The organism is Anaerotignum sp. MB30-C6 (genome assembly GCF_030908465.1).
In the GTDB taxonomy this organism is placed as follows: domain Bacteria; phylum Bacillota; class Clostridia; order Lachnospirales; family Anaerotignaceae; genus Chakrabartyella.
Window position 1 is genome coordinate 391,614 of record NZ_CP133078.1, and the last position, 13,558, is coordinate 405,171.

General features: G+C 40.9%; 13 protein-coding genes. 11 read left to right on the forward strand and 2 right to left on the reverse strand.

The genetic code is table 11. From position 1 onward, the window contains the following. Window positions 1-75 precede the first annotated feature (75 nt). The 3 genes from spoVT to RBQ60_RS01885 all read left to right on the forward strand — a co-directional run bounded on the left by spoVT (window position 76) and on the right by RBQ60_RS01885 (window position 2,005). Window positions 76-621, forward strand: coding sequence for a stage V sporulation protein T (gene spoVT, locus RBQ60_RS01875; protein ID WP_307884909.1), 546 nt, complete (start codon window positions 76-78; stop codon window positions 619-621). 223 nt (window positions 622-844) lie between these two features. Then, window positions 845-1,789: a diacylglycerol/lipid kinase family protein gene (locus RBQ60_RS01880; RefSeq protein WP_307884910.1), complete on the forward strand. Its 945-nt coding sequence runs from the start codon at window positions 845-847 to the stop codon at window positions 1,787-1,789. Further along, window positions 1,790-2,005: a DUF1653 domain-containing protein gene (locus RBQ60_RS01885; protein WP_307884911.1), complete on the forward strand. Its 216-nt coding sequence runs from the start codon at window positions 1,790-1,792 to the stop codon at window positions 2,003-2,005. It abuts the gene before it with no gap. Between the two features lie 64 nt (window positions 2,006-2,069). On the opposite strand, the gene RBQ60_RS01890 is transcribed toward RBQ60_RS01885, so the two are convergent. After that, window positions 2,070-2,954, reverse strand: a complete 885-nt coding sequence (locus tag RBQ60_RS01890; RefSeq protein ID WP_307884912.1) for a CPBP family intramembrane glutamic endopeptidase — start codon at window positions 2,952-2,954, stop codon at window positions 2,070-2,072. A 65-nt stretch (window positions 2,955-3,019) separates the two neighbouring features. Next, complete coding sequence (locus RBQ60_RS01895) at window positions 3,020-4,240, reverse strand: AI-2E family transporter (RefSeq protein WP_307884913.1); 1,221 nt, start codon at window positions 4,238-4,240, stop codon at window positions 3,020-3,022. Window positions 4,241-4,613: 373 nt separating this feature from the next. Between RBQ60_RS01895 and RBQ60_RS01900 the strand changes: the two genes are divergently transcribed. The 8 genes from RBQ60_RS01900 to mgtE all read left to right on the forward strand — a co-directional run bounded on the left by RBQ60_RS01900 (window position 4,614) and on the right by mgtE (window position 13,472). Then, entirely contained in the window at window positions 4,614-5,579 is a 966-nt protein-coding gene (locus RBQ60_RS01900) for an AAA family ATPase (RefSeq protein ID WP_307884914.1), read from the forward strand. Further along, window positions 5,576-6,436 (forward strand): DUF58 domain-containing protein, encoded by an 861-nt coding sequence (locus RBQ60_RS01905; RefSeq protein WP_307884915.1) that lies wholly within the window; start codon window positions 5,576-5,578, stop codon window positions 6,434-6,436. Before RBQ60_RS01900 ends, RBQ60_RS01905 begins: the two co-directional genes overlap by 4 nt. Before the next feature lie 151 nt (window positions 6,437-6,587). Then, window positions 6,588-6,896, forward strand: a complete 309-nt coding sequence (locus RBQ60_RS01910) for a MazG-like family protein (RefSeq protein ID WP_307884916.1) — start codon at window positions 6,588-6,590, stop codon at window positions 6,894-6,896. 30 nt (window positions 6,897-6,926) lie between these two features. Continuing rightward, entirely contained in the window at window positions 6,927-8,897 is a 1,971-nt protein-coding gene (locus RBQ60_RS01915) for a DHH family phosphoesterase (protein ID WP_307884917.1), read from the forward strand. A gap of 1 nt (window position 8,898) precedes the next feature. Beyond that, entirely contained in the window at window positions 8,899-9,345 is a 447-nt protein-coding gene (gene rplI, locus RBQ60_RS01920) for a 50S ribosomal protein L9 (RefSeq protein WP_307884918.1), read from the forward strand. Window positions 9,346-9,365: 20 nt separating this feature from the next. Further along, entirely contained in the window at window positions 9,366-10,715 is a 1,350-nt protein-coding gene (gene dnaB, locus RBQ60_RS01925) for a replicative DNA helicase (protein WP_307884919.1), read from the forward strand. 280 nt (window positions 10,716-10,995) lie between these two features. Beyond that, on the forward strand, window positions 10,996-11,754 hold the full coding sequence (locus tag RBQ60_RS01930; protein ID WP_307884920.1) for a DUF2812 domain-containing protein: 759 nt from the start codon (window positions 10,996-10,998) through the stop codon (window positions 11,752-11,754). A gap of 377 nt (window positions 11,755-12,131) precedes the next feature. Next, window positions 12,132-13,472, forward strand: coding sequence for a magnesium transporter (mgtE, locus tag RBQ60_RS01935; RefSeq protein ID WP_442871379.1), 1,341 nt, complete (start codon window positions 12,132-12,134; stop codon window positions 13,470-13,472). Window positions 13,473-13,558 lie beyond the last annotated feature (86 nt).

The following is a 13,558-nucleotide window of genomic DNA, read 5'->3' on the forward strand; positions in this document are numbered from 1 at the left end:
TCGTTTCTTTTACAAATAATACAAGCACAGGAGAAATCAATAAAGCAACCTTATTTGTAAATGGAGGAATTTTCTATGAAAGCGACGGGAATCGTAAGAAGAATAGATGACTTAGGTAGGGTGGTTATCCCTAAGGAAATCCGCCGCACGTTGCGGATCAGGGAAGGAGATCCTTTAGAGATCTTCACAGATAGAGAGGGTGAAATTATTCTTAAAAAATACTCACCCATTGGCGAATTAGGGACATTTGCAAAAGAGTATGCAGAGTCCTTGGCGCAGACTGCCGGACACGTAACTTGTATTGTTGACAAAGATCAGATTATTGCTGTTTCTGGTGGCTCAAAGAGAGAACTGTTTGAAAAGCACATTAGTCAAGAAATGGAAAAATGTATCAACCGCAGGACTACATTGATTGCGGAGAAGAGTGACAGCAATTTTGTACCTATTCTAGATGATGATAGTATGGAAGGGTATAATCACGAGCTTATTACTCCCATTATTGCAGAGGGAGATGCCATGGGTGCCATTGTATTCCTTTCAAAGGACAAGAAAATGGGCGAGGTGGAAGGTAAGCTGGCCCAGACTGCTGCTGGTTTCTTGGGTAGGCAAATGGAGCAATAACAACTGTGGTCTTTTTTAAATAGGAGTATAAATAATTTGAGAGACTACTAAACTGAATTTTATGTGTGTTAACATAAGGGCGTAAGTGTTTGAAAAAGCGGTATTTGCAAAGGATGCAGATGCCGCTTTTTCTTTGGGCGAAAGTGAAAGTTCCTGCATATTGTATGTAACTTGAAAATATGGTACTCTAAAAACAAGTTAAAGATAAGAGGAGATACGAAAGATGAAACATTATTTTATCATTAACCCTGAAGCGGGCCAAGGCAAGGGGAAAGAGATGATACCCCAAGTACAAAGGACGTTGGCGGGAAGGGGCATTTCCTTTCATATTCATATGACAAGGTTTCCTGGTGATGGAGAAGGGTTTATTCGAGAAAAAGCACAAGAAGGCAGGCCGGTGAGGTTTTATGTTTGCGGTGGGGATGGCACCCTGCATGAGGCCATCAATGGAGCCTATGGTTTCACGAATGCATCCGTTGGATTGATTCCTACAGGTACAGGGAATGATTTTGTAAAGAATTTTACCCAGAGAGATATTTTTTTTGATATAGAGGCACAAATAAATGGAAAAGAGATCCCTATAGATTTAATTCGCATAAATAATAAACGAGCAGTAAACATGGTGAATATTGGTTTTGACTGTGAAGTGGCTGTAGAAGCATCTAAGCTGAAAAAAATCCCCTTTATCCAAGGACCATTGGCCTATTGGGGAGGCTTATGTAAGCGGTTTTGTCTACCTATGGGGGAGGAGATGGAAATTACCGATGGTGATGGTATGCGGCTTTCTGGAAAGTTTTTGCTCTGTACCATTGCCAATGGCAGCTTTTGCGGCGGGGCTTTTCAATCATCACCCTATGCTCAAATTGATGATGGGCTTATGGATTTTGGAGGGATTCGAACCTTTCGTCGAATGTCATTGTTGAAGATGCTTCCCAGCTATCAAAACGGTACATATATAGAAAAAATGCAGGCAAAGAAAGGCGTACATTTTAAACGGTGTAAGAACCTTATTGTACGAAGCAAAAACCCCCTATTTGCCAGTATCGATGGAGAGATTTTTTCTTTTACAGATTTAGAGATGCAGGTTGAGAAACAGGCAGCAAGATTTATATTACCAAAAGGTACAAGTAAAGTTGAAAAGCCAAAGGTTACGGAAGGGTTGGAATAAATGGAAGTGATTATTGGTGGTGTATATGAGCATTATAAAGGTAAGAAATATTGTGTTGTTGGATTAGCAAGGCATTCGGAAACGGTAGAGGAGATGGTTGTATACCGTCAACTTTACGGAGAGTTTGGCCTTTGGGTTCGCCCAAAAGATATGTTTCTAGAAACAGTGGAGGTGGAAGGGAAGGTAATCCCTCGCTTTCGGTTGCTTCAAGAGTAAATATGGATTGAAAAAGGCACAGTTCCCCAGGGGGCGTGCCTTTTTCAAATTATTCTAAAAAGAACTAAAAAAGAAAACCAAGGTATGGAAGGATCCCAAAGACTACAAATAGACCAAAAATACAAAGGATGGAAGGGGAGAGAAAGCGTTCCGCTGTTTCCTTTGTTTGTATATTTGGCTGGACAGGATTTATTTTCAAAAACCAAAAAAAGATAAACCCTAAAAACGGCAGGGACAATAATGCAGATACGCCGGTATAAAGTAAAAGGAGCGTATTTGCCGGAGGATCCATGGTAGCCGCCTCTTCAGCCACGGGCAAAAACATAGTAAGAACGTTTGTTGCGTTGATAATAAAGTGCGGGATGATGGATGCCCAAATGGAACCTGTTCGTTCTACTAAAAAGCAGAAGAATAAACCTGCAAGAAATGCATAAGGAAACTGTTGCGGGTTCATATGCAATAGGCCAAATAAAAGGGCGGTACAGAAAATTGCTTTCCATGTCCCTAAACGTCGATAGCCTGAGAGGAATATGCCTCTGAGGGAAAGTTCTTCTAAAAATGCGGGTAAAACTGCCATAGCGATTAATGAGCCAATAAACCCGGCACCTTGTAATGCCTCTAAGGATTCTTGGGCTACGTTTGGGAAAAACAGAGATGTAAAGAAAGAAAGAAAACGCATCAGAGGCTGTATGGCAAAGCCAAAAAGCACAATAAGCAGTAAATTCTTCCAACCTAAAGGATAGAGGCGGAAAATTTCCTTCGGACTCTTTTTTGTCCAAATAAAGTAGCCAACGATGGGGATTGTGAAATATACAACCTGAACGATGCTGGCAAACCATTCATAAGGAAGGTCACGTATCAAAGGAATGGCATACAAAAGGGGGCCGCTTATAAGAAAGAATATGAAGAAGATTAATGCAAAGCGATTTGTTTGTTTGGTTTGATTCATTTTTTTCCTCCAAAAAATTAAAAGAACAGCGTTACAAACAAGACTGTTCTTTCTTTTACTTTATCTTATGCTTCGGGTGGGGTTTCATGCTCATGGTTTTTCGGAAGTAGTGGATCATTGCTCGTGTATTTTTCCTCATACTTTCTATTGATATATTCCGAAAAGAACATTTTTATCGTTGCCAAAACAGGGACACCAATAAACATACCCAAAGGCCCCATGAGGGCTCCACCTAACACCACAGCTAATATAATCCAAAGGGGGCTCACATCTAAAGAATCGCCTAATATCTTAGGCCCTAAGAAGTTTCCGTCAAACTGCTGTAAGGCAAGAATGAACAGGATTACCCATAAAGCTGTCAGTGGATCCACCAAGAACGTAATAACTGCTGCTGGAATAGCACCAATAAAGGGTCCAAAGTATGGAATCATATTGGTTACACCAATAATTAAACTCAACACCAAAGGGAAGGGGGCTTTAAGTAATGAAAACCCAATGAAGGCCATCACACCAATGATTAAGGAGTCCACCGCTTTACCAACAATGAAGTCCTGAAAAATACGGTTGATTCGATGGGTGTTATAAAATAATCGTTCTGCCTTGTCCCGATTTGAAATTGCATAAATAATTTTATGTGTCTGTTTTGAGAAGTTTTCCTTATCATAGAGCATATAAAACGAAATAAAAATTGCCATGACCACGTCTACGGTGATTTTGCCAAAAGAATAAAGGTTTGTTGCAATATCACTGACCAGTTTCGGTATGTTTTGGAATACGCTCATGATCGGTGCCAGCACTTTGTTGATAATATTGTTTACTTCCTCTGCATTGATAAAATCAATACGATCAAAGAGGGTGGTAATGGAAGCATTCATCTGGGTAGTATAACTGGATAGCTGGGATACAAAGGATACAACGGAATCCTTTAATTCAGGAATTAAGTAAATGGCAATCCAGAATAAGCTTCCAATGACGATTACATAATTAATTAAAATACAGAAGGTGCGGGTTAATTTTTTCTTTTCATTTGCCTTAGGGACATATTTAAAAATTCTTTTTTCAAAGAATTTCATAAAGGGGTTCATAATATATGCTAATGCAAACCCTATAAAAAATGGTGAGCCTAAACGCAGGGTGGTTTTCACTGTGGTTTGGAATGCGTGGCCCAAACCGGGTAAATGTCCAATAATTTTTTCAAATAGAATGATTGCTGCTGCAACAGCAAACACATAAAGACAAATCTTTAAGTAAGACCTATCTAATTTTTTAAAGTCGATCTTTTTCATGGGTACCCCTCATAATCGTATTTTTTGATGGACATAGTTCTTTCGCCTTTTCTTATGATACTATGAAATCAATAATATTTCCATAACATTTCCGTTAATTTTCACGGATATTGGTCTGGTATCCCGCTAAAAGCAGTCTCCAAAAATTAGAAGGGACAATGGGAAGATGAACGACAACCAGAAAGAACCCTTTTCGGTAAATCAACTTCAGAGGTGAATCAATTTTTTTTATTGTGTTATGATATTATACATACCCTTCTTTAAGAAAAACCAAACAATTTCCTTATATTTCTTTACGTTTTCCACTCTTCGTTGACGAGAGAAGGCGGAAGGCTCTATAATGAAGCCATGAAAAGAAGGGAGGACAAATGAAATGGAAGAAGAAATGATTCGCCAATTTGGGGCGGAGTTTCAAAAGATAGAAGAAGAAATCGGTTCCGTGATTATTGGTCAGAAGGATCTTATCAGAGGAGTTTTAACGGCAATGGTTGCCGGTGGGAATGTATTGCTGGAGGGGCTGCCCGGCCTTGGGAAAACCCAGCTGGTCAAAACCATTGGAAAGGTTTTGGCTTTGGACTTTTCCCGTATTCAGTTTACCCCAGACCTTATGCCTGCTGACGTAACAGGAACCTCGGTTATGACCAAAAATGCCAAGGGTGAAATGGGAATGGAGTTTCGAAAGGGCCCCATTTTTTCAAATATTGTTTTGGCCGATGAAATTAATAGAGCAACTCCAAAAACTCAGAGTGCATTGTTGGAGGCCATGCAGGAACACACCGTAACAAGTGGCAATGAAACTTACAGTTTGGCAGAGCCTTTTTTTGTATTAGCTACGCAAAACCCCTTGGAGTCCGAAGGTACCTATCCTTTGCCAGAGGCCCAAATGGATCGTTTTTTATTTAAGTTGGACGTTTCCTTTCCCACTAAAGCGGAGCTTTTGGAGATTGTTTCCTCCACCACAACAGGCAGCCAAAGGGAAGCGAAAAAAGTTTGTGGGCAAGAAAAGCTGTTGCAGATGCGACAGGTTGCCAAAGAGGTCCCTGTGGCTACCCCTGTGGCGGAATATATTATGGATATTGTTTTGAAAAGCCATCCTGATTATGCAGAAGCTCCTGAGAAGGTGAAAAAGTATGTACGTTTTGGGGCAAGCCCCAGAGGTGCGCAGGCAATTATGATGACAGCCAGGGTTTATGCCCTCATGGCGGGGCGTTATAATGTGGCCTATGAAGATGTAAAGGCAGTAGCCAAGGGTGCATTACGTCACCGCATATTCTTAAATTTTGAAGGTATGGCGGATGGGATAACGGTAGATGGTATTATCGAGGCGTTGTTGGTATGAGAACGTTACAGGATATATTTACAAAAGAATACTTGATGCAATTAGAGAAGCTTTCCTTTTCTTTGCGTCAGAGGCTAAGTGTGGATGGTTATAGCGGCGCAAGGAAGTCCCATGCCAAAGGTAGTTCTTTGGAGTTTTCCGATTTTCGTGAATATATCATGGGGGATGATTTGCGTAGAGTGGACTGGAATAGCTTTGGTCGCTTTGGAAAGCTTTATGTAAAGCTTTTTATGGAAGAAAAGCAGGCGGAAGTGAACATTTTTCTGGATTGCAGTAGCTCCATGGACAAGGAAGAAAAGTTTTTACAGGCGAAAGCCTTCGCAGCATCCTTAGCATACATTAGTCTTTGTAGCGGGGATAGAGTCAATTTGTTTTTATGGAATGATTCTATTACTTTGGAAAAACGGGGAAATACTCAAAAAAGTAATTTTCTTGGTCTATTAACGCTATTGGATAAAGCTGAGTGTCAAGGTGGTTCTGATATTTTGCGTGCCACCTTACTAAGCGGTAGATTAGGACGAGGTGTTGCCGTAGTGATTTCCGATTTCTTTACAGAGGCACCTTTGGAAGAAGCTTTGCGTGTTTTGCAAGGGAAAAAACAGCAGGTATGCATGGTGCAGGTTTTGTCGGCGGAAGAAGAAAAGCCCAAAGAAGGACAGGCCGCTCGTTTGGTAGACGCCGAAACGGGAGAAACCTGTGACTTGGAGTTGAGTCCCTCGGTATTATCTGCCTATGATCAGGCGTTAAAGGAGCATAGGGGAGCTTTGGGCGAGCTTTGTTTTCGTTCAGGAGCGGCCTTTTATGCCATGAACGAAAATACCCCTCTATTTACGGCGATGAAAGAGGTTTTACAATAAAATAGGCTGAGACAATTATTTACAAAAAATGACTGTCTCAGCCTTTTTATACTACTGGCCATAGAACTTTGCGTATTGAGATAGAGCTGAGTTTATGATATAATATGTCATTGCAGAGTAACAAAACCATCTAATAGGAGGCGGGTTTTGAATGAGTGGAAAGGATTTTGATGTTGCAAAGAATATAAAAATGACTGAAAATTTGCAGTGCCAGATGTTGGCGGCGGTATCTCAGTTTTTTACGGCAATGCAAGAAAATGCCACAAAAGCAGAAAAAGCAGAGATATTGGCTGATTTGGAAATTGTAATGTATCTTTTAGCGGCAAGGATGGGGATTTCCAAGGAAACCCTTGACCAGAAAGCAGCAACAAAGCTGAAGCTTGGACTTTTGCAAGAAGAAAGGCCTGAATGGAAAACTTCACTATTGGAATTGCACCGAGAACTGGGGCAAAAAGCGTGAAAGGGATCATTTCGGCTTGGAGGCATATGAATGTATAACTTTAAAAAGAAAGAAAACGTAATCATTGCAATTGCGTTAATGGTAATTGTAGTTTTTGTATGTTCCTTAGTGGATATTTATTTGGGGATTGGTACAATCGTTGGCGGAGCTGCTATATTTTTTGGTTGGCCAGCACTGAAGGAGCTTCATGCCCCTTTGGAAGGAGAAAAGGAGGGGGTTCCTTCTTTTCTAGACACCACTGTATTGAAGGAAAACTTTCAAATTCCCCATAATCTGCCAACGCCTTATGCGGTTTTGGATATTCGTGGGCATATTCTGATGTACAACAAAAGGTTTGGCGAGGTTTTTCCTGATATGGAGGAAACAAAGCCGGCTGTGGAAAAGTTGTTGAAAAACAGCGGTAATGGGGAAAAAACCCTTCTTGAAATTGGAAGGAAGTACTATCAAGGTGCACTGAATCACTGTGAGGTCATTGAGGAAAACGGTGCCGTTGGTACAGTTTTAACCATGACTTTGGTGGATGTTACAGAAAAACAAGCGCTTGCCCAGCAGTTGGAGGATCAGCAGACGGTGATTGGCATGGTTTTTCTGGATAATTACGAGGATGTAGTGGATAATTTGGACGAAAGCCGTTGGCCTATTTTGGCTGCTTTGATTGAGCGAAAGTTAAATCAACTGGCCCAAGATGTGGATGGGGTGATTCGAAAGTTAGAAAAAGACCGTTTTTTCTTATTAGTTAAAAAAGGGAAACTGGCCCAGTTAAAAGAGAAGAAGTTTGATATTTTAAATGAAATTCGAGAAATTAGTGTAGGGGATCATATCCCTGTTACAATTAGTATGGGCATTGGAATTGGTAAAAACTCTCTGGATGAGGCTATGCAAAATGCAAAGGCTGCCATTGATTTGGCCTTGGGCAGAGGTGGAGATCAGGTTTTAATTAAAGAAGGTGAAAACTATCTTTTCTATGGCGGCAAAACTGGCGAGATGGGGCGAAACGCTCGTATTCGTGCCAGAGTAAAAGCAGATGCTTTATGGGAACTGATGGGGGAATCTTCAGGAATCCTAGTTATGGGCCATAGAAATGGTGACTTGGATAGTATGGGCTCGTGCATGGGGGTTTATGCCATTGCAAGGGCTATGGATAAAAGATGTCATATCGTAATGGATGATGTGGGTGTTGGTATCCGCAGGCTTTGGGAGAATATTGTAGCAAGTGGCAATCATCAGAATTTGACCATAAAAACTCCCGATGCCCTAAAAATGATGGATGATAAAACTTTGGTTATTGTGGTGGATACCCACCGTAAAAGCATGGTAGAAAGTCCCCAGGTTTTAGAGTCCGCTAAAAGAATTGTCTTATTTGATCATCATAGAAAAAGTACAGATGCCATCGATCAGGCGGTTTTGGTTTACCATGAAGCCTATGCATCTTCAACTTCCGAGTTGATTACAGAGATGATTCAACATATTGGCAAAAAGGTAAAGCTCACCAACATTGAAGCCGATGCCTTGTTAGCTGGTATCACCGTGGACACCAAGAATTTCTGCGTAAAAACGGGGGCGATTACCTTCGAGGCAGCAGGCTTCTTACGTCGAAATGGTGCAGACAGCATTCGAGTAAGATTATTATTCCAAAATGACATGGATGCCTATAAGGCAAAGGCTTCTGCAGTGAAGGATGCCGAATTATTTATGGGCAATATTGCTATTTCTGTTTGCCCTGCCAATGTGGAAAACTCCACGTTGACAGCAGCCCAGGCGGCAGATGATTTAATGAATGTAACGGGCGTGAAGGCGTCGTTTGTATGCTGCAAAGTAGGAGATACTGTTTTTATCAGCGCCCGTAGCTTTGGTGAAATTAATGTACAAAGAATTATGGAAAGATTAGGCGGCGGCGGTCACCATACCGTTTCTGGAGGGCAGCTACCTGGTAGTACCTTAGAAGAGGCAAAGGAAAAGATTCGTCATGCCATTAAAGATTATCTGGAGGAGGAAGCATAATATGAAAGTAATTTTATTGCAAGATGTAAAAAGTGTTGGTAAAAAAGGTGACTTAATTAATGCGAGCGAAGGCTATGCAAAAAACTTCTTATTACCCAGAAAATTGGCTGTGGAAGCTACAAAGTCCAATCTGAATGATTATGAATTAAAGCAAAAATCTGAAGAAAAACGCAAGAAAGAAGAGCTGGATCATGCACGGACAATTGCTGAAGCATTGAAAGAACAAGTTGTTACAATCAAGGTGAAAACTGGCGGTAACGGTAAACTATTTGGTTCTGTTACAAATAAAGAAGTTGCTGATGCCATTGTTGAACAAACAAAGCAGGATATCGATAAAAAGAAGGTGTCCATTGGTGACCCCATTAAAATGTTAGGTGAAAGAACAGCTACAATTAAAATACACCCCAAGGTAACAGCAGAAGTAACAGTTAAAATTGTGGAAGCTTAATGACAGCGGAGGCGGAAAACATGGAACAGCAAGAAAAACAAAATGAATATATCCGTGGCGTACCGCCCCACGATGAAACAGCAGAGCAAGCTGTATTAGGTTCTATGTTCTTAGACCGAGAAGCGGCATCCTTGGCTCTTGAGATTCTTTCGGGGGATGACTTTTATCGTCCTGATCATAAAATGGTGTTTGAGGCGGCGGAGGAATTGTACCGTTCGGCATCGCCAATTGATGTGGTTACAGTAAAGAACAAGCTTGAGGAAAAGGGTGTATTTGAGCAAGTTGGAGGGGTGCCCTTTTTGGCAACCCTTTCCACTGCCGTGGGCAGTTCTGTCAATGTACGTCACTATGCGGCAATCGTAGAGGAAAAGTCTGTATTGCGTCGCTTAATTCGAACGGCGGGGAATATTTCCCAGTTAAGTTTTGAAGGGAAAGAGTCCATCAACAGTATCATGGATCAGGCGGAAAAAAGCATTTTTGATATTATGCAAAAACGTCATTCAGAGGAATTTCACCACATTCGGGATATTGCCGTTGACTCCATTGAAAAGATCGAGGATATTTACCGCTCTAAGGGGAAGTTAACCGGTGTGCCTACAGGCTTTGTAGACTTTGATGCAAAGACAGCTGGTTTGCAAAAATCAGACTTGGTTTTGCTGGCTGCTCGTCCGTCTATGGGGAAAACTGCTTTTGCGTTAAATATCATACAGAATGCGGCAATTAGAAGCAATGTGCCTGTGGCAGTATTTTCACTGGAAATGAGCCGTGAACAATTGGTAAACCGTATGCTTTGCTCCGAGGCGATGCTAGATGCCCAAAAGATGAGAACAGGCGAATTGAATGACAACGATTGGGAAGATTTGATTCGTGCCATGGGACCTCTTTCCCAAGCACCGATTTTTATCGATGATACCCCTGGTATTTCCCCCATGGACGTTCGCTCCAAATGTCGTCGTTTGAAGGCGGAAAAGGGGTTGGGCTTGATTGTGATAGACTACTTACAGTTGATGAGTGGGAATGGAAAGAATGACTCTCGTCAGCAGGAAATTTCAGAAATCTCTCGTAATTTGAAGGCCATCGCCCGTGAGATGGAAGCCCCTGTCATTGCTTTATCTCAGCTTAGCCGTGCCTGTGAGCAAAGAAGTGACCATAGGCCTATGCTTTCTGACTTGCGTGAGTCTGGCGCCATAGAGCAGGATGCCGACGTGGTTGCATTTCTTTATCGAGATGAATATTATTTCCCTGAGACTGAAAAGAAAAATCAGGCGGAATTGATTATAGCAAAACAAAGAAATGGCCCCACGGGAACGGTAGATTTAACTTGGTTGGGGCAGTACACTAAGTTTGGTAACTTTTTGAAAAAGTATTGATTTTGCATCCCCTCCTTGTGAGGGGATTTTTTGTAATAATGAGGTTCTTGCAATTTTCTTAAGTTTGTGTTGGGCTTTCATATATGGTGCTATAATTTAAAGGCATTAGGAAGTCCCCCAGCTCTATAGATGGGGTGGCACTTTCGCTGTTTCAGTGAGGAGTGCAAGTAAGGGCTTACTGAAAACAAAGGCGTTGTGAAACGCCGTCCGTTATAAGTTTTTTGAGTAGCAAAAATACGCATAGTCATTGACAGTAATTAGTGTAAAATGGGGAGAGCTTATGAAAAGGACAACGAAAAGGCTGAAAAGTATAGGATTGGATGAAAGGAGAGCGGCATGTTCATATTTTCAGGATATGGCAGAGGAAGGCTTGATTTTAGAGGATGCAGGGCTTTTATGTTATACCTTCCGAAAGGATTTGCCGCAAAGGGTAAGATATTCAATACAGAACTTTCCTAAGGGATGCAGCAAAGAAGATGCCCAATTAATGAAGGATTGTGGATGGACATTCCTTTGTGATGATGATGAGTATTATTTGTTTCGTGGCGAGGATCATGCCAAAGAAGTGGAAATAGCAATTGAGGATCAGGTGGAACGTTGGCGGATTCGACAAGAGGAAAGCAGTAAAAACATTTCTACCATGTTGAAGGCAGGGGGCACTTATCTTATACTGAATCTTTTTTTAGCAATAAGTAGTGGAGTCTCTGATGCCATTCTTGTATTATATGTAACCCTTGGGCTTTTCTGGCTTTATCAAATGGCAGGAGAATTACTGAGTTTGAAAAAAGCCAAAGGGAGAGCAGAAAGTTTGACATCAGATTTTGGCATAACGGAAAGTCATTTGCTTTGGGTTGCTGGGTATTTATTATTTGGGGCTTTGCAGTGTTTTATGAAGCATGAAAGAGCTAGAAAAGTGCGACAAGAAGTTTTCTGGGGTAAAAAAGATAATCGTGATTGGATGGGTGTGCAGCGGGAAAATCAATACTACTGGATTGCATTTTTTATTTTTATGTTGGTTCATGTCATTTACTATGTTTGATGTTGTTTTTATGTAAAGTACATTAAGGATGAAGAGGGCCGGAAAACTCCGTTGTCCTATGGAGAAGAAGTATAAATTTTTCAAAGAAATTTCACAAATTGTGTTGACGTTAAATTTGTTCAGGCATATACTAAATATGTATACAAAATTTTATTTGAAAGCAGAGGTGGATTTAAATGGACGGCAAAAGTGAAAGTATTCCTTTAGAGCCTGAGAGTTATCGATCGTATCAGTTAAAAATAGCCGTGTATTTGGGTGTGCCTCTCAATCAGAGTTAGACCCTTCGCTTCGTACGCCTTTTTTCGGATAATACACGGCTTTTTTGCAAAAAATAAGTCGTGTTTTTTTATTGAATGGGGTGAAGAACGATGGAGGAAATGCAGAAACTATTCGACTATTTGGATGAATTAATAGAGTCAGGCGAGTATGCTCGTTTAAAAGAGGAATTAAACTCGGAACAACCTGCCAATGTGGCAGAGTATTTTGAAGAATTGACTGCGGAAAAGCAGCTATTTGTATTCCGATTGCTTACAAAAGATATGGCTGCAGAAGTCTTTTCTTATATGGATAGCGATACCCAAGAGCATATTGTACATTCGATAACAGACAAAGAGGTTCGTAATATCGTGGACGAGATGTTTTTGGATGATACGGTAGACTTTTTGGAGGAGGCACCAGCAAACCTTGTAAAAAAGGTTCTTCGAAATACAGATGCAGAAACAAGAAAACTTATCAATGATTTTTTAAATTACCCTGAATACTCAGCGGGTAGTTTGATGACCATTGAGTTTGTAAAGCTACGGAGCAGTACAACTGTGGCTAAGGCCATGATGCAAATTAAGCGGACAGGCACGGATAAGGAAACCATTTATACCTGTTACGTTATTGATAATGAAAGAAAATTAATTGGTGTTGTTCCATTGCGAACCCTAATTTGTGCTTCCGATGAGGAAACCATCGAAGAGTTGATGCAGGATGATGTTGTTTCTGTATTAACCACGGATGATCAGGAAGAAGTTGCAAACATATTTAAAAAGTACAACTGGATGGCCTTGCCTGTTACAGATACAGAAGGGCGTTTGGTTGGTATTATCACCGTGGATGATATCGTAGATGTAATCGAGCAGGAAACAACAGAAGATATGGAAAAGATGGCGGCGTTGATCCCATCGGATGAAGAGTACTTAAAGACACCCGTTATGGTGCTTGCAAAAAACAGAATTGTTTGGCTATCAGTGTTAATGATTTCAGGAACGCTTAGTAGCTTTGTAATTGGGCAATACAACAGCCTTTTAGAGGCGGCTGTGGTATTGTCTGGGTTCATTCCCATTATTACAGGCACAGGCGGTAATGCGGGCTCTCAGGCGTCTACAATGATCATACGTGGTATGGCTTTAGGCGAAATTGAAATGCGAGATGCGTTTAAGGTTGTCTGGAAAGAAGTACGGGTTGGTGTCATTTGTGGCATTGCATTAGGTTTAATTAATATGTTAAAGATGACTTTGGTTGGGGATACAGGGTTCTGGATTAACCTTTCTGTATCATTAAGTATGGCGGCAGTTGTTGTATTGGCAAAGACCATCGGCTGTTTATTACCAATTTTAGCAAAGGCTTTGAAATTTGACCCTGCAATGATGGCGGGACCATTAATTTCTACGGTTGTGGATGCGGTGGCCCTTGTCATTTACTTTAGCGTTGCAGCTGTCTTAATTTTATAAACAGGGAATAAATACGAAGGCGATAACAAGATATCATTCAAGGGGAATTTTTCTGATACAAACAACAAGAAAGCGATAATCACTTT